Genomic DNA, 20,901 nt, shown 5'->3' with positions numbered 1-20,901 from the left:
ACAAAGGATATTCTTATGCTAAATGTCAAAAAACCTTCCATCCGGTTTATTTATCTTTCCCGAAATCAAAATCTACTTCCGGTGCTTTTTCGCTGCCCGCATCGGCCTTGAAATATGCTTTTTCATTGAAACCTAACATTCCGGCAAACATTTTCGTGGGGAATTGGTTGATTTCGGTATTGAACAGGCGAGCTTCTTCATTAAATCTGTTTCGCTCAACGTTTATGCGGTTCTCTGTTCGTTCCAGCTCATTTATTAATTCCTTAAAATTTTCATTCGCCTTCAGGTCAGGATATCTTTCAAAAACTGCCAAAAGACGCGAAAGGGCGGAGGTTACTCCCGCCTGTGCCTCTTGGTATTGCGCAAGTTGCTCCGGAGTAATATTAGAAGGATCAATATTTACGGACGTTGCCTTGCTTCGTGCTTCTGTAACGGCAATTAGGGTTGATTGCTCAAATTCTGCATAGCCTTTTGCGGTGCTAACAATGTTTGGGATAAGGTCTGCCCGACGCTGGTAGGAGCTTTCCACATTAGCCCACTGCGCGGTTGCCTTCTGGTCCAAAACTACCAATTTGTTGTTTAGACTCGCCATATAGGCGCCGATAAGGAGAATAATGCCAAGGATAATAATAATGGGTAACCATTTTTTCATGATGAGGTTGTTTTTAGAGTTGTTCTTTTATTTTTATTAGTTCTGCTTTTACCGATTCCAATTTGCGGATAATTTCAAATTGGTCCAGTGTTTTTTGTTTGTTTTCCTTTAAATGAATTTTCGCCCCTTCCAAGGTAAAGCCGCGTTCTTTCACCAAATGATAAATTAATTCGAGATTTTTAATATCCTGGGGGGTAAATTTTCGATTGCCTTTGGCATTTTTTTTTGGCTTTAAAACGTCAAACTCCTTTTCCCAAAAACGTATCAGTGAAGTGTTAACGCCAAAAGCCCCAGCAACCTCGCCAATGTTGTAATATAGTTTTTCGGGCAATTCGATATGCATTTGGCTTCGTTATGAGTAATGGGTTAAGGGTTATGGTTTTTTGTTTTTTCCGTTCGACTGCATTCAATTTGACGACAGAAGAGATTGGTATTTGCCATTCATTTTATTTTGAAACTTTTAATCTAAAGATTGGTTTTCTTCCTGTGATTTTTTCAAGACCTCAGAAAATTCCTCCGCCGTTAAACTTCCGTAATAAAAATTTATTGGGTTTATGCGCTCTCCATCCTTCGAAACTTCATAATGGCAATGAGGGGCTTCACTTCTTCCAGTGCTGCCCACAAATCCTACAATGTCGCCCCGCTGCACCTTTTGCCCGGGCCGTACATTATATTTATATAGATGGCCATACAAGCTTTCATAGCCATAACCGTGATCAATAACCACGTGATTTCCGTAGCCTGTGGCATTGTTATCGGCACGAATTACTTTCCCGTCACCGGTGGCGTAAATAGGCGTCCCGCGAGGGGCGGTAAAATCCATTCCATAATGAAATTTTCTTGCTTTGGTGAATGGATCTGTTCTATATCCAAAACCCGAAGCCATTCGCGTAAGGTCTTCATTTTTCACAGGTTGGATCGCTGGGATAGCAGCCAATAATTTTTCTTTTTCTTCTGCGAGTTTGGCAATTTCATCCAATGATTTTGACTGAACCACAATCTGTTTTGTCAATATATCCAAGCTGCGGGTAGTATTTATAATCAATTTTGAATTGTCAAAACCTTCTAAATCCTTATAGCGATTAATACCTCCAAAACCTGCTTTTCGTTGTTCTTCCGGAATGGGATTACTTTCAAAATAAACACGGTACAAGTTATTGTCGCGTTCCTCAACTTCAGCAAGCACGGCTTGCGCCTGGTTCATCTTTTTGTTCAAAAGTTCAAATTGAAGCTCCATATTGTGAAGCTCGCGTTGAAGCGCCAGTTCTTTGGGTGTTTGTACGGCGGGAAGATTTATATATACCAATAACAAGAGGAAGCCACTTAAAAACATTCCCAAAAGGCTGAGGGCAAAAATTTTCAGTCTTCTACCTTTCTTCTTCTCTATTTTTTGGTACGAAAGCGTTTCGCTATCGTAGTAATATTTAACCTTAGACATGCATTAAAAAATTGCTATTTTTGCGCATTGTTTTTTCGCGCGAAGTAAAGGTAACGTTTTTACAAATATAGAAATTGTTTGCCACCGCGACCAACCCTTAATTTTAGCATAATTTTATAAGAAATGAATTCCAAGGAAATCCGTTCCCAATTTTTAGAATTTTTCAAGTCGAAGCAACATTTAATCGTGCCATCCGCGCCGATGGTTGTGAAGAACGATCCCACGTTAATGTTCATCAACAGTGGGATGGCGCCCTTTAAGGAATATTTTCTAGGAAATGGGAAACCCAAAAATAACCGAATTGTCGACACCCAAAAATGCCTTCGCGTAAGCGGAAAACACAACGATTTGGAAGAGGTGGGAATGGACACCTATCACCACACTATGTTCGAAATGTTGGGCAATTGGAGCTTTGGCGATTATTTTAAAAAAGAAGCCATCGAGTGGGCGTGGGAACTTTTAACCGAAGTTTATAAAATTGATAAAGACAAACTATACGTAACCATTTTTGAAGGCGATGCAAGTGAAGGATTGGAGCGCGATACCGAAGCCTACAATCTTTGGAAACAATTTGTACCCGAAGACCGAATTTTAAACGGAAACAAAAAAGATAATTTCTGGGAAATGGGCGACCAAGGTCCGTGCGGGCCGTGTAGCGAAATTCACGTTGACATTCGATCTGCGGAAGAAAAAGCGAAAATTCCTGGGAAAGATTTGGTGAACAATGACCATCCACAAGTTGTGGAAATTTGGAATTTGGTTTTTATGCAGTTCAACCGAAAAGCCAATGGAAGCCTTGAAAAATTACCGGCGCAGCACGTGGATACGGGAATGGGTTTCGAGCGTTTGTGCATGGCGCTCCAAAATAAAACAAGCAATTACGACACCGATGTTTTCACACCATTGATTCGTGAAATAGGAGTAATTACAAATACAACCTACGGAAAAGACGAAAAGAAAGATATTGCCACGAGAGTGATTGCAGATCACGTTCGCGCCGTGGCATTTTCAATTGCTGACGGACAACTTCCCAGTAATACGGGTGCGGGTTACGTAATCCGAAGAATTTTGAGAAGGGCAATCCGCTATGGATTTACGTTTTTGGACAAAAAAGAGCCTTTCATCTATAAATTGATTGAAACTCTGAGCGCGCAAATGGGCGAGGCTTTCCCAGAATTAATAAATGAGAAAAACCTGATTACGAATGTAATTCGCGAAGAGGAAAATTCTTTTTTACGAACACTCGATCAAGGTTTGGTGCTGCTTGAAAATGTGATAGAAACTGCCGATTCCAAAGAAATTTCGGGAAAAAAGGCTTTTGAATTATACGATACCTTCGGCTTCCCAATAGATTTAACGGCATTGATTCTTCGCGAACGAGGTTATTCGTTAAATGAAAAGGAATTCGATGAAGAACTTCAAAAACAAAAGGACCGTTCCCGTGCCGCGACAAAAGTCGAAACCGGTGATTGGGTGGTTTTGGAAAAGGACGATGATGAGGAATTTGTGGGCTACGATACGTTGAAAACCCATGTAAAAATAACCCGTTACCGAAAAGTTGAAAGCAAAAAGGAGGGCGAAATGTACCAACTCGTTTTCAACCTTACGCCATTTTATCCCGAAGGCGGCGGGCAAGTGGGCGATAAAGGCTATTTGGAGGCAGCCGATGGGGGCGTTACTTATATTGTTGACACCAAAAAGGAAAACAATTTAATTATTCATTTCGCAAAAAATCTTCCGCGCAATCCTGAAGCTACTTTTAAGGCAGTAGTCGACGAAAATCAACGAAGCCGAACCGCATCAAATCACACCGCAACCCACTTGCTTCACCAAGGTTTGCGAAATATTTTGGGTGAACACGTGGCACAAAAGGGTAGTATGGTCCACAGCCGAAACTTGCGTTTTGATTTTTCACATTTCGCAAAGGTGAGCGATGAGGAATTGAAACAGGTTGAGGATTTTGTGAATGCAAGAATCCGCGAAGGAATCGCTTTGGAAGAAAAACGAAATATTCCGTACCAACAGGCCATTGACGAAGGTGCCATTGCGCTTTTCGGAGAAAAATATGGCGATGCCGTGCGAGCGATAAAATTTGGAAAATCCATGGAGCTGTGCGGCGGAACGCACGTTCAAAATACGAATGATATTTGGCATTTTATCATTACTTCCGAAGGCGCGGTTGCATCTGGAATTCGAAGGATTGAAGCAATAACTGGCGATGCCGCAAAACAATATTTTATTGATAGAAGTGAATCTTTTGCATCGCTACAAAAGGCGTTGAACAATGCGCAGGACCCTGTGAAAGCTGTGGAAAGTTTGCAGGAAGAAAACAGCAATCTGCAAAAACAGATTCAGCAATTGTTGAAGGACAAAGCGAAGAATTTAAAAGGGGAATTAAAAGCCGAAATCGTACAAATAAATGGGGTTAATTTCTTAGCCAAAAAAATTGATTTGGATGCCGGCGGAATGAAGGATTTGGCTTTTGAAATGGGCGGCGAAACGGAAAATTTGTTTGTGGTTTTTGGTGCCGAACAAAACGAAAAAGCGTTGCTGGCCTGCTATATTTCAAAGGAATTGGCTTCGGAAAAAAACCTCGATGCTGGAAAAATTATTCGTGATTTGGGTAAATACATTCAAGGAGGCGGCGGCGGACAACCATTCTTCGCAACCGCGGGCGGTAAAAATCCTGCGGGAATTGAGGGAGCTTTGGAAAAAGCGAAAGAGTTTTTGAAGTAGTAGTTGGCAGTTTCAAGATACAGTGCTGCCAACTGCTACTTCCAACTGAATATTAATGAATGAAACTACAAACCGAAATACCTCTAAAACCCGAAGAAAATCAAATAGATTATTCTTCAAAAGTACTTTTGTTGGGAAGTTGTTTTTCGGAAAATATTGGGGCGAAGTTTGAGTATTTTAAATTTCAGAATCTACAAAATCCTTTTGGTATAATTTTCAATCCTGTTTCCATTGAAAAGCTTGTTGTTCGAGCAGTTGAAAACGAAACTTTTTCAGAAAAAGATATTTTTCAGCATAATGGAATTTGGAAATGTTTTGAGACGCATTCAGAAATTTCTAGGTTGGAAAAAGATGAATTTCTTCAAATTTTAAATGCCGCACTTCAAAATTTACGCGAAGCACTTTTTTCATCCACACACATTATTTTCACCTTCGGGACTTCGTGGGTTTATAGGAATATAAAATCCAATGAAATTGTGGCCAATTGCCATAAAATTCCACAGCAAAATTTTACAAAGGAATTGCTTTCCATCGAAGATATTTCAAAAAGCATGCAGAATATCTTCATTAGAATTTCTGAAATAAATCCGAAAGCGATTATCATAAATACCGTTTCCCCAGTTCGGCATATAAAGGATGGTTTTGTGGAAAATTCGTTAAGCAAAGCACATCTCATTTCTGCAATTCACAAAACAATATGTCACGCTGAGCCTGTCGAAGGGCAACAACAATCAACTATCAACCATCAACCCAAATATTTTCCGTCGTTTGAAATTATGGTGGACCAGCTTCGCGATTACCGTTTTTATGCGGAGGATATGCTTCACCCAAACAGAACAGCGATCGAAATAATCTGGCAGAAATTTTCGGAAGTGTGGATTTCTTCGGAAACAATTGCGCTTCAAAAGGAAATAGCAGTTATCCAAGCCGGTTTGCTTCACAGGCCTTTTAATCCGCAAAGCGCGGAACATCTTCAATTTTCTGAAAAACTGCAGCAGAAAATCGCTTCAATTGAAAAGCGTTTTCCACAGATAAAATTTTAATTCAGAATTCTTACTTCTCCATTCATAATTACAGAATACGTCAAATGCCTTATTGTGAAAACTTAAGGTTTGGGGCAATTTTGCTTCAACATTAATCACGTATTCGCCAAGCGCGGAACATAAAACCAAACATTATGAAAATTTTCAAAAACTCAATTTTAGTTTTAATGGCGGTAATGGCCATAAGTTTAACTTCTTGTAAAAAAGATGACGATGGCGGCGGAGGCGGAGGCGCAACTTCGGGCACGGTAAAGGCGAAGGTTGCAGGAGCAAATTATGAGTCGGACGCCTCGTTAACCAGCGCAATCCGCACAGATGCAAGTGGCACCAGTAGCGTGACGATTACCGCGAACACTATGAATGGCAAAAATATTAGCTTGTCAATTATTTCAGGATTTGAAGGTGTAGGCTCTTATAATATTGGCGGTGGAGCGAATGTTTTTGTAAACGCTAGTTACACTGAAGTGGATGTTTCAAACCCTATGGATGCCGAAATTTGGTCAGCACCTTATGATGAGAGCGTAGCCGGTGAAATAAATGTTTCAGAAGTTTCGACTACAAATATTAAGGGTACTTTTAATTTTAAAGGAAAAAATGCAGACGGAAGCTTTAAGGAAATTACAGAAGGTTTATTCGATGTAAATTTTCAATAGCCACAAGCATTTAAGAAAATCTCAGAGTTGGGGTTTTTACGTGGGCCGGGGGCGAAACGCAAGTTTGGCTTCCGGTTTTTTTTAGCCCCCTTACCCCCAAAGGGGAAATTCCACAGAAATAGTATTCTTCCCCTTTGGGTAGTCGAGAGACGCCAAATACGTCAACTGCCCTATTGATTTCACTTTTATTCGGAAGCATCTTTGAACCGTCAACGTTTAAAACCACAATTATGAAAACTTCAACAAAATTTTACGCAATGGCCTGTCTCGCTTTTTTTATGACGAGCTCCATTATTGCACAAAAAGCAGAGCAACCGGATTATCGCTATGATACCGGTGCCAAAATAAACGAAATGTCTTTAACGCAAGGAGGAACAATGGTGGTTGCTACCAACGATGGTCTTGTGGGGATAAAACCAGGTAGCAACCAACTGTTGTTTAATTTTACAGAATATGGCAGGGTGAAGCCAGAAGAACTTTATTTCATTCCAAAGGCGCCTTACGTAATGATATCGCAAGGAGGTTTTGCGGGAATAACTTCGAAAAAAACAGTAATAGATTACATTTCGGGAAAAACCCTTTTTTCCACAGAGGGTAATGGTTGGAAGGCTGTTTATAGTTGCGATGTTATGATGCCACAAAATAAATTGGTAGTAATTGGGCAGCGCCGTTCCGAAGAAAAGTTTGCTTATGACCTTGGGGTTTATGACCTAAACACTGGAAAGGAAGACTACCGTTTTCATATTACCGACCCAAACAAAGTTACCGTGGGCGGAACGGGAATGACCGTTTCGGGAACACCGTTACTATTAAAGGACCATTTGCTTATTCCAACTACCAAGGGAATTGTTGCTAAAAAAGCACAAACAGGCGAAACTCTTTGGCAAAATGAAATAAAGGACATCAACTGGATGGTTGCAAGTGCCGATGAAAAGGAAATTTACGGTTTTGAAAGTGTAAACCAAGGAAAGAATACCCGCATCCACAAAGTGGGAGTTAGCGGGGCAGAGCTTTGGAAAGACGACAAAAAAGTAAAAGGCCAGGTGGTGAATTTTGAAATTCTTCCCAATGGAATTGCGGTTGTGAGCAACCAAAGCGATGGCGGCAGCAATAGTGTTTTTGCGGCAAGCAACGAATCTAATATTGCATTTTTAAACGCTTCTAGCGGGGAAGATCTTTGGGAAAAAGCACCAAAAACGAAAGGCTACGTTCAACATTTTTATGTAATGGAAGACGGAATTCTTTTCGGAATTTATCAAGGCGGAATCAACAAAATTTCTTTTGATGGGCAAACACTTTTCAAAAAACCATTGAAAACTGGCGAGAATATTTTAACGATGGCCGAAACTCCACAAGGACTGATTTATATCACTTCCGAAGACGCCAATATTGTAAACCTAAAAACAGGCGAGCAGGTCTGGGATAAACCCTTAAAATACAAAAGAGCAGGTGCAGTAAGTTCAACTTTGGACAGTAAAAACAATCGGTACTTAATCAGCGCAGACGAAACTCTGTACGCCGTTGATGCAACTTCCGGCGAAGTGAGCACTTTGGCAGAATCAAAATTTGATGGCAAGGAAGCGCCATCGCATGTAGAAATTCGCAACGGCGGAATTTTATTGACCAGCGAACAAAATATGCTTTTAATGGATTGGAATGGAGGAAAGCAATGGCAGGAATATTACCGTGCGCCGGGTAAAAGTGCTATGGGCGCAATCTTAGCCGGAGTTTCTGCGGTGGCCTCTGCCGCTGCTGCCACTGCCGCCGCAAATTCGTCAATGAACAATAGATTGCAAGGGTACGACAGTCAGGCCGATCGCGAAGCCGAATTGGCCGGCGGGCTTGCAATGGCTACGGGCGCTTCAATTTCAGAAATGTTGAAACGTTTCAAGGCTACCGCCGCCACACAAAATGACCAATTCATATTAACAAAACTTGATGACGGTGTGGGGCTTGTAAAATTGAGCAAAGACACCGGAAAAGTCGATAAGGAAATTGTCCTGAAAGATAAACAGCCCGAATATATAGTGGATGAAATTGGCGGAATACTTTATTATAAGGCAGATACCAATTCGATTTTCGCATACGATCTTAAAAAATAATCTCCTAACCAAATTATCCCAAACCGCAGATGAAGTGAGGAGCATTTGCAGTTTTGAAGCCCCATATTCAACTATGGGGTTTATTTTTTATGTACTTTTAAAAAAACCGCAAAAATTATATATGAAAAGTGTTTTAAGTGTTTTTCTGTTTTTAACTTTTGGACTTTCAACACTCTTTTCCCAGTCAGCAGCAAAAAAAATGGACAGCCTAATGCAGGTTGCGGAAACTTCAAACGATTCCATTAAACTGAGGCATTACAATAGAATAAGCTTTTATTATATTTTCAACGAACCCGAACGTGCAAAAAAATTATTGGTTCAAGGAATAGCGCTTTCCCAAAAGAAAAAAATTCCTTTTTCTGAAGCAGAGCTAGTAAACACTTATGGAATTTACTATGACGTTTCGGGAAAATCCGATTCCGCAAAATATTATTTCGAAAGAGCGCTGAGCATCAGTAAAAAGAACAACTACGAAATAATTACCGTAATGGTAATAAACAATCTCGGGATGTTCCACTGGAACAAAGGCAATTATCAGGAAGCGTTGGATTATTTTTTTCAAGCGCTGGAGATTAACAAAAGCAAACTTTCAAAATCGGCAGCCGATACCTACTACAGTAATATTGGTCTCATTTACCAAGAAATGGGATTGCCCGAAAAAGCATTGGAGTATCATAATGAGGCGTTACAAATACGGCGAGGTATTGGTAATAAAAAGGATGTTGCCATTTCACTTAACAATATTGGAGTTAGTCTTACGCTGAAAAAAAATTATAAAGAAGCTGAAAAATCTTTTCTGGAAGCCATAAAAACTGCAAAGGAAGTTAACGAATTTGGCATTCTATACAGTGCGTCAAACGGATTGGCGGAGCTTTATATTTTAAATGGAACGCATCAAAAGGCCATTCATATTTTGGAAACTTCAATAAAAGAAAGAGATAGACTCAATATTGACCGAAGGTCCAATCTTTCAGCCATTGCCAATCTTATAATTGCATATTCCCGAAATGGGCAGTTAAATGCCGCGAAAAATTACATTGAAAAGGGAAATGCATTTTTGGTTGAATTCCCAGAGTTGAAAGTTTCCGCCGTCGATTTTTATAGTGCCGCTTCCCAGGCATATTTTAGGGATAAAAATTATAAGGAAGGAAATGCTTATTTTGAAAAAACGTTGGCTGCAAAAGACAGTATTTTTTCAACCGAAAATGCGGAGAAAACTGCCGATTTGGAAACGAAATTCAAGGTTTCGGAAAATGAAAGAAATTTAGCCGAAACCCGTGCCAATCTTGCCGAAACCCAATTGGAAGTAAAACAGAAAAACATTTTTATTTTTGGAGCAATTACTGCGGCAATTTTTTTGGGAATATTAGGATTTTTGGTGTACAGACAGCAAAAACTGAAAAACAGCCAATTACAAAAGGAAAGCCAACTGAAAACCGCGCTGGCAAAAATAGAAACCCAAAACGAATTGCAAGAGCAGCGGCTTCGAATTTCGCGCGATCTTCACGACAATATTGGTTCGCAGCTCACTTTTATTATTTCATCCATAGATAATTTAAAATTTGGTTTGGAAGGCGCAGCCAATAATGTGACCACAAAATTGGGCAAGATTAGCGAGTTTGCATCGCAGACTATTTATGAGCTTCGCGACACAATTTGGGCGATGAACAAAACCGATATTTCTATTGAAGATTTGCAGGTACGCATTTCAAATTTCATTGAAAAAGCAAGAGCGGCGAGCGATGTCAATTTTCATTTTAATGTGAATAAAGATGTTTTAATTGACGCACATTTTACTTCCGTTGAAGGAATGAATATTTATAGAATTATTCAAGAAGCCGTGAATAATGCGCTAAAATATGCTGAACCAAAAAACATTGAATTATCTATTGAAAAAGATGCTTTTCCAATAGAGGGAACTGGTGGCGATATTCGGAAATATAGAATAAAAATATACGACGACGGAAAGGGTTTCAATTTGGAAAATTCCAGTTTCGGCAACGGTATTGCGAACATCAAAAAACGCGCAAATGATTTGGGTGGTAAGGTTGAAATAATTTCAAAGGAAGGAAAAGGAACCACCGTTGAACTTGTTTTTTAAATTAAATAATTAGGGCAATTGCCCTATATTTTCAAGGATAGAATTCAACTATCTTTAAGTTTTAATTCCAATTTTATATATGATTTTTCAAATTGCCATAACTATAGTCTTATCCATTGCGGTCATCGGACTTTTAGTATGGTTTTTTAATGCGAAAGATACACTTTCGAAAACGCATAATCACTATATTTTGACTTTGGAAAATGCTATTTCCATCACCCGTTTTCAATTGAATTTTAGAAATGAAAACCTGAATCGATACGACTTTCAAAAATATAATTTGGAGGAAGCTTTGGTAGTCCAGCCTGAAATAATTCTAATGGAAAGTTATAATGATATATAGGGTATTGTTGCCAATAATCTTTTGCTTCTTTCTTGGCGGAAAAACATTTTCGCAAGATCCTGTACAAATAATCGATAGTCTTAAAAACAAACTTCCACAAGCAACTTCCAACGTTGATAAAGCAAAAATTGTGGCAGATCTAACCTGGTATTACAGCATGGTCAACACAGACTCAGCGTTTGTATATGGCGAAAAATCACTAAAACTTGCAAAAAAGATTGGCGATTCAACCCTCATTGCCCAGGCCTTGAGCGATTTTGCCGTTGTAAATTACGGAAAAGGAGATCTTAAAAATGCAATCAATTTATACAACCAGTCGCTTGCAATTAGGAAAAAACAGGCAGATTCCGCGGGAATAGCTTCACTTCATTACAAAATGGGGACTGCCTACCACAAAAAAACCCAGTTGGACAGTGCGATGATCTATTATCTAAAAGCACTCAAATATTATGAAGATACGGGCAATGAGGTTTTGGCCAATTCTGCCCAGAGCAACATCGCGGCCTTGCATTTCAATCAACAAAATTATGGCGAAGCGATGCGATATTTTGAACAAAATATCAAATTTTTCAGAAAAACCAAGGAAGACAAACTTCTGGGCAATGCGCTGGTAAATAAGGCCAGCATTCAATTGGTAATGAAAGATACTTTGGCGGCCATCAAAACTTTGAATGAAAGTATTAAGATTTCGGAAGCCATCAATAATGTTGAAACGCTGGGTTCGGCATATAACAATCTTGGCGAAGTTTTTATGGCTGAAAATAAAATCGACCAAGCCAAAGAGGCCATTTCAAAATCAATTCAATATCGCGCCAATTCAAATATGATTGCGGATTTGATGAGCTCCAAACTCACATTGGCGGGCATTCACAACACCTTAGGTGAATATGCCAAGGCCCGATTGTTGTTGGATGAAATTAGGCCATTCTATAAGAAGGAAGGTATAAAGGAAAAACTTTCAAGACTTTATCTGCAATATATTACTGTTTTCGCAAGTGAAAAGAGACCCGACAGTGCCCAATATTACACTAAAAAATATGCCCAAATTCAAGAGGAAATGGTGGGTGAGGAAGCCCTGAAAATCACCAATGAACTTGAGGAGAAATACGAATCGGAAAAAAAGGAAAACCAAATCCTGCAACAACGCGCACAATTGGCCGAAAAGGATTTGGAGGTGCGCCGAAAAAACACATTTATTTTTGGAAGTTTAGGTCTTGCTCTGGTTTTGGGATTGTTGGGCTATTTGTTGTACAATCAACAAAAATTAAAGAACCGCCAACTTCAAAAGGAGGGCGAGTTGAAAACCGCTTTGGCAAGAATTGAAACCCAAAACAAATTACAAGAGCAGCGTTTGCGAATATCGCGCGACCTTCACGATAACATTGGCGCGCAGCTCACGTTCATCATTTCCAGCATCGACAATCTTAAATATGGATTTTCGGACATAGGCGAAAAATTGGGAAATAAACTCACAAGTATCAGCAATTTCACCTCCCAAACTATTTATGAATTGCGCGATACCATTTGGGCGATGAATAAGGAAAACATCACTTTTGAAGACCTTCAGGCGCGAATTGCAAACTTTATTGAGCACGCCAAAAACGCTTCGGAAAAAACCGATTTTTCATTCAGCATTGACGAAAATGTTGATGAAGGCCACGTCTTTTCATCCGTGGAAGGAATGAATATTTATAGAATAATTCAGGAAGCGGTGAACAATGCACTGAAATACGCCGTCGCCGACGAGATCGAGGTGAATATTTTAAAAGAACACGAGCAATACCAAATCGAGATTGCCGATAACGGAAAAGGTTTTAATCTAGAGACTATCGATGCAGGCAACGGCCTTAACAATATGAAAAAACGTGCTCGGGAGATTGATGGCATACTCCAAGTTATCTCTTCCAAAAAAGGAACTCGCATTTCGTTAAGACTTTCTAACTAAACTGTTAGGTATTAAAGATACCACACCTAAAAATTTTCCATAAGAAAGCCGCTGATTTAAATAGTCAGCGGCTTATTTAGGTTTGAACAGACTATTGTCTTGTATAGGTTTCTACGTAAATATCGGTTCCGTCCACATCCGTAATTTCCAGCGTAGTATCGGTCAATTTGGTTATTTCCATAGACTCGGCATCCGATCCGGTACCTACAATCAGCGTATTTCCATTACGGGTATAGGCCATGGTATAGCCATAGTTGGAATCACAATTTTCACCGTAATACTCGTTGAAACTCATATTGGTTTCGGTAAAGGTAATGGTGAACTTAAGGTCACAAGCATCAAGTTCTTCCGGTAGGTTGTTGTTTTTGGCGCTGGTTATTTTCCAAGAGTCGAAGAGCGTAGGCTCGTTATTGTCGTCATCATCTTTATTACAACCAATAAAAACGGTGGTTAACAAAAGTAAAAGGGTAAGTTGTTTTAGAACTTTCATAATAGTTGGTTTATGTTACAATCGGCGCGAAAGTATCTCAATTTTTGAAAATGTGAAAAATTATTTTTGAAATTTCGATATACGACATATGCCCTATTTTTTGGTAGTCTTTTATAAGCTAATTTCAGTATCTTTAAAACAACTAACCTACTGGAGATGCTAAAGATCGCAATCGTTGACGACAACTCTTTCCTCATTCACGCCATTAAGGAAAAACTCTCTTTTTTTGATGACATAGCTGTGAAGCACACTTCTTTGAACGGCAGCGAATTGCTCACAAAACTGCAGGAAAACCATAACCTCGACTTGATTTTGATGGATATTGAAATGCCGGTTTTAAATGGAATCGAAACTACGCAAATAGTAAAGCAGAAATATCCGCACATCAAAATAATAATGCTCACAGCTTTTGATAACGACGAACATATTTTCAACGCAATAAAAGCCGGCGCGGATGGCTATTTGCTGAAGGAAATAAATCCAAAAGATCTATATGAAGGAATCGTGGAAACACTGAACGGCGGCGCGGCGATGAACCCTTCCATTGCAATGAAAACCTTGAAACTTCTCAGAAATCCAATAAATATCCAAAACCCACGCGACCAAGAGGAAATATCGCTTTCCTCGCGCGAGGTGGAGGTTTTGGAACAATTGAGCAAAGGATTGAGTTATACCGTGATCGCCGACCATCTTTTCCTTTCGCCAAGCACCGTGCGTAAACACATTGAAAACATCTACAAAAAATTGCAAGTGCACAGCAAGATTGAAGCCGTTCAAAAGGCGCGAAACCACAATATTATTTAAGGTTTTTACTTCCTGAAAATAGTTGTAATTTTAGGGTTTTTATTTCCGAAAATCTCTTCGGAAGAATAAACCTACTATTATGAAAAAACTATTCTCCTTTACCTTCTTATTATTTTCAACCCTTACATTATTTTCACAAAATACCGTAATTGAAAACATCCAAAAGGAAGCTTACGAAAATTCACAACTAAAAATTCTTGCCCATGAACTATTGGACGATATCGGTCCTAGATTAGTGGGTACCCCACAAATGCAGCAAGCCCACGATTGGGCAGTGGCAAAATATAAGGGCTGGGGAATTTCCGCAGAAAACCAACAATATGGCCAATGGAAAGGCTGGGAGCGGGGCATCACGCATATTGATATGGTACATCCTCGTGTTCAGACTTTGGATGGAACGCAATTGGCGTGGAATCCTGGTACTTCTTCAAAAGGTGTAACTGCGGAATTGATAGTACTACCGGAAATAAAAGATTCGTTGTCATTTCAAAAATGGTTGCCAAATGCGAAGGGAAAATTCGTTATGATTGCAATGAACCAATCCACTGGAAGACCAGATGATAACTGGAAAGAATGGGCAACCCCCGAGTCATTCGAAAAAATGAAAAAGGAACGGGAGGCACAGACCAAAGCGTGGGACGAAAATATAAAACGAAGCGGTTACGATAGAAGAAGCATTATTCCAGCATTGGAAGAAGCCGGAGCCGTTGGAATTGTGGATTCGTATTGGTCCAAAGGTTTTGGGGTGAATAAAATCTTCGGCGCCCGAACCAAAAAAATCCCAACTGTCGATCTTGAATTGGAAGATTACACCATGCTTTTTAGAATGGTGGAACACGGCGACAAACCGAAAATACACGTGGTGGCAGAATCCAAGGATTTAGGGGTTGTGCCAACATTTAATACAATTGCCGAAATAAAAGGAACTGAAAAACCTGAGGAATATGTAATTCTTTCCGCACATTTCGATTCTTGGGATGGCGGCACGGGAGCCACCGACAACGGAACGGGAACCTTGGTTATGATGGAAGCCATGCGCATTCTGAAAAAAGTATATCCAAATCCAAAAAGAACTATTTTGGTTGGTCATTGGGGAAGTGAAGAGCAAGGTTTGAACGGTTCATCGGCATTCGTCGAAGACCATCCTGAAATTGTAAGCAATATTCAGGCGGTTTTCAACCAAGATAATGGCACCGGCCGAGTTACAAAAATTAACGGGGCGGGTTTCCTGCATTCCTACGATTATATTTCGCGATGGTTAGAAGCAGTGCCAGACACCATCAGCAAGCATATTGAAACCACATTCCCTGGCTTGCCCTCACGAGGCGGATCTGATAACGCGAGTTTTGCGGCCGCCGGCGCCCCTGCATTTAGTTTAAGTTCGTTGAGCTGGGATTATTGGAATTATACGTGGCATACAAACCGCGATACCTATGATAAAATTGTTTTTGACGACGTGCAGAGCAACGTAATTCTCACTGCAATAATGGCGTATATGGCTTCAGAGGATGAGTCGAAAACTTCGCGAGAGCAAGTTATTTTGCCCATTGACCATAAAACTGGAGAACGTGAAACTTGGCCTACGCCTAGGGTTCCCGAAAGAAAGGGAGGAATGTAAATTTTTTAAATCACAAAAATATAAATCCCAAATTCCAATTGCGAGCGAAGCGCGGCAATCTAAATTTGGGATTTTGTCTTTGGTAATTTATTAATAATTTGGTGCTTATTATTTAAAATTTAAATTCCAAAAACTTTCTTCACTTCATCTACAAAATCCAACTTTTCCCAAGTAAAAAGTTCCACTTCTTTTTCTATTTTTCCGTTATACGGGCTTTCGAAAGTTTTAGTGATGGTTTTTGGCTCCCTTCCCATATGTCCGTACGAAGCAGTTTCGGAATAAATTGGGTTTCTCAATTTCAACCTTTTTTCAATGGCCGCTGGGCGCATATTAAATATTTCAGAAACCTTTTTGGCAATCTCCCCATCCGAAAGTTTTACGTTTGAGGAATTATAGGTATTCACAAAAATGGAAGTTGGTTCCACCACGCCAATAGCATACGAAACCTGAATCAAAACTTCATCCGCAACGCCTGCGGCAACCAAGTTTTTTGCAATATGACGTGCAGCATATGCAGCACTTCTGTCAACCTTGCTCGGGTCCTTTCCGCTGAAAGCACCGCCACCGTGGGCGCCTTTTCCTCCGTAAGTATCAACAATAATCTTTCTTCCCGTAAGTCCGGAATCTCCGTGTGGGCCTCCGATTACAAACTTTCCGGTTGGGTTAATGTGATAAATTATTTCATCATTAAACAATTTCTGAACATATTCCGGAAGTTGTTTTTTTACCCTCGGAATTAAAATTTCCGTGATATCCTTTTTGATTTTTGAGAGCATTTTCTCATCTTCATCAAAATCGTCGTGCTGTGTAGAAACTACGATTGCAACAATTTTCTGAGGAACATTGTCATCGCTATATTCAATAGTTACTTGACTTTTCGCATCCGGACGTAAGTATTTTATTTCAGAATCTTCACGGCGCAGCGCAGCCAATTCAATCAAGATTTTATGCGAAATATCCAACGCCAACGGCATATAGTTTTCGGTTTCCTTTGTGGCATATCCGAACATCATCCCTTGGTCACCAGCGCCCTGTTCTTCTTTGTTTTCACGATCCACACCTTGGTTGATATCTTGTGACTGTTCGTGAATTAATGAAATTACGCCGCAAGAATCGCCGCTGAATTTATAAGCGCCCTTTGTATAACCAATTTTATTGATCACATCGCGCGCAATAGTTTGAACGTCGAGATACGTATTGCTTTTCACTTCACCCGCCAGAACAACCTGTCCGGTGGTAACCAAAGTTTCGCAAGCAACTTTACTTTCGGGATCGAAAGCCAAGAAATTATCCAAAAGCGCATCGCTAATTTGATCCGCAACTTTGTCTGGGTGTCCTTCGGAAACACTTTCCGAAGTAAATAAATAGGCCATAAAATGGTTTTAAAAATTTATATTTTACAGAAGATTTGACGAGAGCGCCGAAGGGTAGTTTTCACTGCCTTTAGCATTTTTTATTGAGGTTGCAATCAATCAAATTTTTCCTCTAAAATTGTCTTGGGCAAAAGTAAAAAAATTAAACGAATGGCAATTTTATTTGAAGTTTTTTGACAAATAATTTGGTTATTAAATTTTTCCGACGCTATATTTGCTCTCACAAAGTTCAAAACTTTATTGAAATGTTATCAAGAAAGGCCGAGGGAATAGACCCTATGACGCCTTAGCAACCCTTTCTCCGGAAAGAAGGTGCTACATTCTACAACGATTCTGAAATTTTCGGAATTGACGATAGATAACGACAAGACAATTTCTTTTCTGAAATTGCTTTTCATTTTTTCTTTTTAACATTTTTCTATTGTTCCGAATTTAGTTCGGGATTGATCTTTTGTTTTAATCTATTTATTAACTCAAAAAAATTAGAAAAATGAGTGCAACAAAAATTATCCATTCCATTCCAAGTGATCCGCTAACAGGAGCTATTTCCGTTCCGGTTTACCAAACATCGACCTTTATCCAAGAGGCGCCGGGTGTAAACAAAGGTTTTGATTATGCCCGAAGTAACAATCCAACCCGCAAAGTGTTGGAAGACGTGGTCGCAAATCTTGAAAACGGTCATTCCGGATTTGCCTTTGCAACAGGTTTAGCGGCAATTGATTCGGTTTTGAAATTGCTTTCTGCGGGAGATGAAATCGTAGCGGTTGACGATATTTACGGCGGTGCGTATAGACTTTTCACCCATGTTTACGAAAAATTGGGAATAAAAGTAAACTACGTTGATGCCACCGAAGTTGAAAACGTAGCAAACGCTGTTTCTAAAAAAACAAAGTTGATTTGGATTGAATCGCCAACAAATCCAACCTTGAAAATTTCAGACATTGAAGCGATTTCAAAAGTGGCGAAAAGCGTAAATGCGCTTTTGGTTGTTGATAATACTTTTGCTTCGCCAATTGCCCAAAAACCAATTGATTTGGGTGCAGATATCGTTATTCACAGTGGCACAAAATACATCGGCGGACATTCCGATTTGGTTGCTGGTTTGGTAATTACAAATACACTAGAGCTTTCAGAAAAAATCAAATTTGTTCAAAATGCTTCCGGCGGAATTTTAGGTCCGTGGGATTGTTTCCTTACAATTCGCGGAATTGAAACGTTGGATATTCGCTATAAAAAACAATGTGAAAATGCGCTGAAAGTTGCCTTGTTTTTGGAAAGCCAAGATGCTGTTGAAAAAGTGCATTACCCAGGTTTAAAAGCCCACAAAAATCACGAAATCGCAAAAAAGCAGCAAAATGGTTTGTTCGGCGGAATAATTTCTTTCAGTCTCAAAGATGATACGCAGGGAGCTGCCGTGAAATTTGTGACCAGTACAGACTATTTCAAATTGGCCGAAAGTCTTGGAGGCGTTAAAAGTTTGCTTTGCCATCCCGCACAAATGACGCACGCCTCCATTCCGCGTGAAATTCGTTTAAATGCCGGAATCAATGATTCGCTAATCCGCCTTTCCTGCGGAATTGAGGATGCCGAGGATTTGATAAGCGATCTTTCCGAAGCCTTTAGAACCATTGAAAAATCCAAGGAAATTTTAACTTATTAAATAGAAAAATATGAGTGCAGAAACAATAGACCTTCCTTTGGAACAATTGATAAATCTGGAAAAGATTAAAAAGAAAAAGATAAACATTGCCATTTTCGGCCACGGAAATGTGGGCAGCCATTTGGTAAATCAAATAATCTCCTCGAAAGAAGAAATTTCCCGAAGACGCGATTTGGAACTGAATATTTTCGCAATTGCGAATTCGAAAACCGTATTGCTTCAGCAAAATGGATTGACCAAAAATTGGATAGAAGAAAAAATTAAATCGGGAAAAGACTATCATCCCGAAGAAGTGATTTCCTTTGCAAAAACCAACAACCTGCAAAACCTGATTTTAGTGGATAATACGGCCGATTCTGGGTTTGTTCAAAATTATTCAGCCTTTGTTGACAATGATTTTCATTTGGTTTCGTCGAATAAAATTGCAAATACGTTGGATTTGAATTTTTATAAAGAACTTCGTCAAAAGCTGACGTCAAAAAAACGCCAGTATTTATATGAAACCAATGTTGGCGCTGGGCTTCCGTTGATTGATACAATTAAACTTTTGCATCTTTCGGGAGAAAATATCACGCGAATTCGAGGTGTATTATCAGGTTCGCTAAGCTATATTTTCAATACTTTTTCGGAAGAAGAAAAATCATTTAGTTCAGTCTTAAAGTCGGCAATCGACAAAGGATTTACCGAACCGGACCCGCGCGAAGACCTTTGTGGCAATGACGTTGGGCGGAAATTGCTTATCTTGGCTCGTGAATTGGATTTGCACAATGAGTTTGCCGATATTTCGATTCAAAACCTGATTCCAAAGGATTTGCGAAGCGTTTCAAAAGAGGAATTTTTAACTCGAGTACAGGAATTGGACGTTCCGTTTCAAATAAAAAAGAAAAATCAATCGAAAGATTTTGTTTTCAGATATGTTGCAGATTTGCACGGCGATTTATCAAAAGAAACGGGTGCGCTTTTGGATGTAAGTTTGGTGTCGGTTCCCAAAAATAGTGTGTTAGGAGCGCTAAAAGGCAGTGATTCAATTTTTGAAATTTATACCGAAAGCTATGGTGATAATCCAATTGTAATCCAAGGAGCAGGAGCTGGAGCAGCTGTTACGGCAAGAGGTGTTTTTGGGGATATTTTGAGAATTAGCGACAAAGAAAACTAAACTTCCTGCAAGGTTTTAAAAAACCTTGTAGGTTTAAAATTACTACAATGAAAGTCTCACTAAACAGAATAAACGACAACTATCTTTTTGAAGCAAAGGGCGCTTCCGGCGTATCCGTTTTTATTGACAACAAAACTGATGAACCCTCAAAAGGCGCGAGCCCAATGGAACTTTTATTGATGGGCGTGGGCGGTTGCAGCGCGATTGATGTTGTAATGATTTTGAATAAACAGCGACAGGAAATCACTTCCTATAAAATGGAAGTTGAAGGTTTGCGAAAGGAAGTGCGGGATGCAAAACCGTTTGAGGCAATACACGTAACACTTTATTTGGAAGGCAAAATTGACGAAGCCAAAGCCATCCGCGCTGCAGATCTCAGTTTTAAAAAATACTGTTCAGTTTCGATCACATTGGAGGCTTCGGTGAAAATTACATACAGCATTATACTTAACGGAAAACAATTATAAAGATTCAAATCTTTTTTTGAATTTATAAATTTATACCGTTACTTTGTTCAAGTTCATATTCATAGTTAAATGTTATCAAGAAAGGCCGAGGGAATAGACCCTTTGACGCCTTAGCAACCTCCCGAACTTTCGGAAAAGGTGCTACATTCTATCCGTTTTTTGCGGAATAGATAACAACAAATAGGTTTTTCCTTCACCTTTTCTTGATATAATTTTTTTTATGGCGTGCCCCGCGAAAAACGGGTCGGGCTTTCGGCACTCGCTTTTATTTTTATTTTCAAAAAAATAAAGAGCTCAAACAAAGCCTCAATCCCTCACGC

17 protein-coding genes and 2 riboswitches are annotated in these 20,901 nt (G+C 39.5%); of the genes, 12 read left to right on the top strand and 5 right to left on the bottom strand.

The genetic code is table 11. The annotated features are described in order from the left end of the window. Nucleotides 1–46: 46 nt before the first annotated feature. The 3 genes from QRD02_RS08320 to QRD02_RS08310 form a co-directional block, all read right to left on the bottom strand. Nucleotides 47–652: a LemA family protein gene (locus QRD02_RS08320; protein WP_290254471.1), complete on the bottom strand. Its 606-nt coding sequence runs from the start codon at nucleotides 650–652 to the stop codon at nucleotides 47–49. A gap of 13 nt (nucleotides 653–665) precedes the next feature. Beyond that, nucleotides 666–995: a MerR family transcriptional regulator gene (locus tag QRD02_RS08315; RefSeq protein WP_290254470.1), complete on the bottom strand. Its 330-nt coding sequence runs from the start codon at nucleotides 993–995 to the stop codon at nucleotides 666–668. Nucleotides 996–1,112: 117 nt separating this feature from the next. Further along, nucleotides 1,113–2,090 (bottom strand): M23 family metallopeptidase, encoded by a 978-nt coding sequence (locus tag QRD02_RS08310; protein ID WP_290254469.1) that lies wholly within the window; start codon nucleotides 2,088–2,090, stop codon nucleotides 1,113–1,115. Nucleotides 2,091–2,213: 123 nt separating this feature from the next. Between QRD02_RS08310 and alaS the strand changes: the two genes are divergently transcribed. The 7 genes from alaS (at nucleotide 2,214) to QRD02_RS08275 (ending at nucleotide 13,013) form a co-directional block, all read left to right on the top strand. After that, nucleotides 2,214–4,826, top strand: coding sequence for an alanine--tRNA ligase (gene alaS / locus QRD02_RS08305; protein WP_290254468.1), 2,613 nt, complete (start codon nucleotides 2,214–2,216; stop codon nucleotides 4,824–4,826). 59 nt (nucleotides 4,827–4,885) lie between these two features. Next, nucleotides 4,886–5,869: a GSCFA domain-containing protein gene (locus tag QRD02_RS08300; protein ID WP_290254467.1), complete on the top strand. Its 984-nt coding sequence runs from the start codon at nucleotides 4,886–4,888 to the stop codon at nucleotides 5,867–5,869. A gap of 134 nt (nucleotides 5,870–6,003) precedes the next feature. Beyond that, complete coding sequence (locus tag QRD02_RS08295) at nucleotides 6,004–6,522, top strand: DUF6252 domain-containing protein (protein WP_290254466.1); 519 nt, start codon at nucleotides 6,004–6,006, stop codon at nucleotides 6,520–6,522. A gap of 230 nt (nucleotides 6,523–6,752) precedes the next feature. Next, on the top strand, nucleotides 6,753–8,624 hold the full coding sequence (locus tag QRD02_RS08290; protein ID WP_290254465.1) for an outer membrane protein assembly factor BamB family protein: 1,872 nt from the start codon (nucleotides 6,753–6,755) through the stop codon (nucleotides 8,622–8,624). A gap of 121 nt (nucleotides 8,625–8,745) precedes the next feature. Continuing rightward, entirely contained in the window at nucleotides 8,746–10,725 is a 1,980-nt protein-coding gene (locus tag QRD02_RS08285) for a tetratricopeptide repeat-containing sensor histidine kinase (protein WP_290254464.1), read from the top strand. 79 nt (nucleotides 10,726–10,804) lie between these two features. After that, nucleotides 10,805–11,068 (top strand): hypothetical protein, encoded by a 264-nt coding sequence (locus QRD02_RS08280; RefSeq protein WP_290254463.1) that lies wholly within the window; start codon nucleotides 10,805–10,807, stop codon nucleotides 11,066–11,068. Then, nucleotides 11,058–13,013 (top strand): tetratricopeptide repeat-containing sensor histidine kinase, encoded by a 1,956-nt coding sequence (locus tag QRD02_RS08275; protein ID WP_290254462.1) that lies wholly within the window; start codon nucleotides 11,058–11,060, stop codon nucleotides 13,011–13,013. Before QRD02_RS08280 ends, QRD02_RS08275 begins: the two co-directional genes overlap by 11 nt. 91 nt (nucleotides 13,014–13,104) lie before the next feature. Here QRD02_RS08275 and QRD02_RS08270 read toward each other — a convergent pair whose 3' ends face one another. Next, nucleotides 13,105–13,503 (bottom strand): lipocalin-like domain-containing protein, encoded by a 399-nt coding sequence (locus QRD02_RS08270; protein ID WP_290254461.1) that lies wholly within the window; start codon nucleotides 13,501–13,503, stop codon nucleotides 13,105–13,107. A gap of 156 nt (nucleotides 13,504–13,659) precedes the next feature. Here QRD02_RS08270 and QRD02_RS08265 point away from each other — a divergent pair, with 156 nt between their 5' ends. Then, the gene (locus tag QRD02_RS08265) at nucleotides 13,660–14,307 is read left to right on the top strand and encodes a response regulator (protein ID WP_290254460.1); all 648 of its coding nucleotides are present in this window, start codon (nucleotides 13,660–13,662) and stop codon (nucleotides 14,305–14,307) included. 79 nt (nucleotides 14,308–14,386) lie between these two features. After that, nucleotides 14,387–15,925, top strand: coding sequence for a M20/M25/M40 family metallo-hydrolase (locus QRD02_RS08260; RefSeq protein WP_290254459.1), 1,539 nt, complete (start codon nucleotides 14,387–14,389; stop codon nucleotides 15,923–15,925). 119 nt (nucleotides 15,926–16,044) lie between these two features. On the opposite strand, the gene metK is transcribed toward QRD02_RS08260, so the two are convergent. After that, a complete protein-coding gene (gene metK / locus QRD02_RS08255; protein ID WP_290254458.1) occupies nucleotides 16,045–17,298 on the bottom strand; it encodes a methionine adenosyltransferase in 1,254 nt (417 codons plus the stop codon). Nucleotides 17,299–17,543: 245 nt separating this feature from the next. Next, a riboswitch (SAM riboswitch) is annotated at nucleotides 17,544–17,663 on the top strand. A gap of 125 nt (nucleotides 17,664–17,788) precedes the next feature. Between metK and QRD02_RS08250 the strand changes: the two genes are divergently transcribed. The 3 genes from QRD02_RS08250 to QRD02_RS08240 are packed head-to-tail and all read left to right on the top strand — an operon-like array spanning nucleotide 17,789 to nucleotide 20,581. Continuing rightward, entirely contained in the window at nucleotides 17,789–18,958 is a 1,170-nt protein-coding gene (locus QRD02_RS08250; protein WP_290254457.1) for a trans-sulfuration enzyme family protein, read from the top strand. Nucleotides 18,959–18,968: 10 nt separating this feature from the next. Further along, nucleotides 18,969–20,114, top strand: coding sequence for a homoserine dehydrogenase family protein (locus tag QRD02_RS08245; RefSeq protein ID WP_353959574.1), 1,146 nt, complete (start codon nucleotides 18,969–18,971; stop codon nucleotides 20,112–20,114). A 47-nt stretch (nucleotides 20,115–20,161) separates the two neighbouring features. Further along, nucleotides 20,162–20,581, top strand: a complete 420-nt coding sequence (locus tag QRD02_RS08240; protein ID WP_290254456.1) for an OsmC family protein — start codon at nucleotides 20,162–20,164, stop codon at nucleotides 20,579–20,581. A 69-nt stretch (nucleotides 20,582–20,650) separates the two neighbouring features. Continuing rightward, a riboswitch (SAM riboswitch) is annotated at nucleotides 20,651–20,758 on the top strand. Nucleotides 20,759–20,901: the final 143 nt, after the last annotated feature.

Source organism: Aequorivita aurantiaca, assembly GCF_030410135.1.
GTDB lineage: Bacteria > Bacteroidota > Bacteroidia > Flavobacteriales > Flavobacteriaceae > Aequorivita > Aequorivita aurantiaca.
The sequence above is the reverse complement of the archived record's forward strand: the minus strand, read 5'-3'. Positions and strand labels throughout refer to the sequence as shown.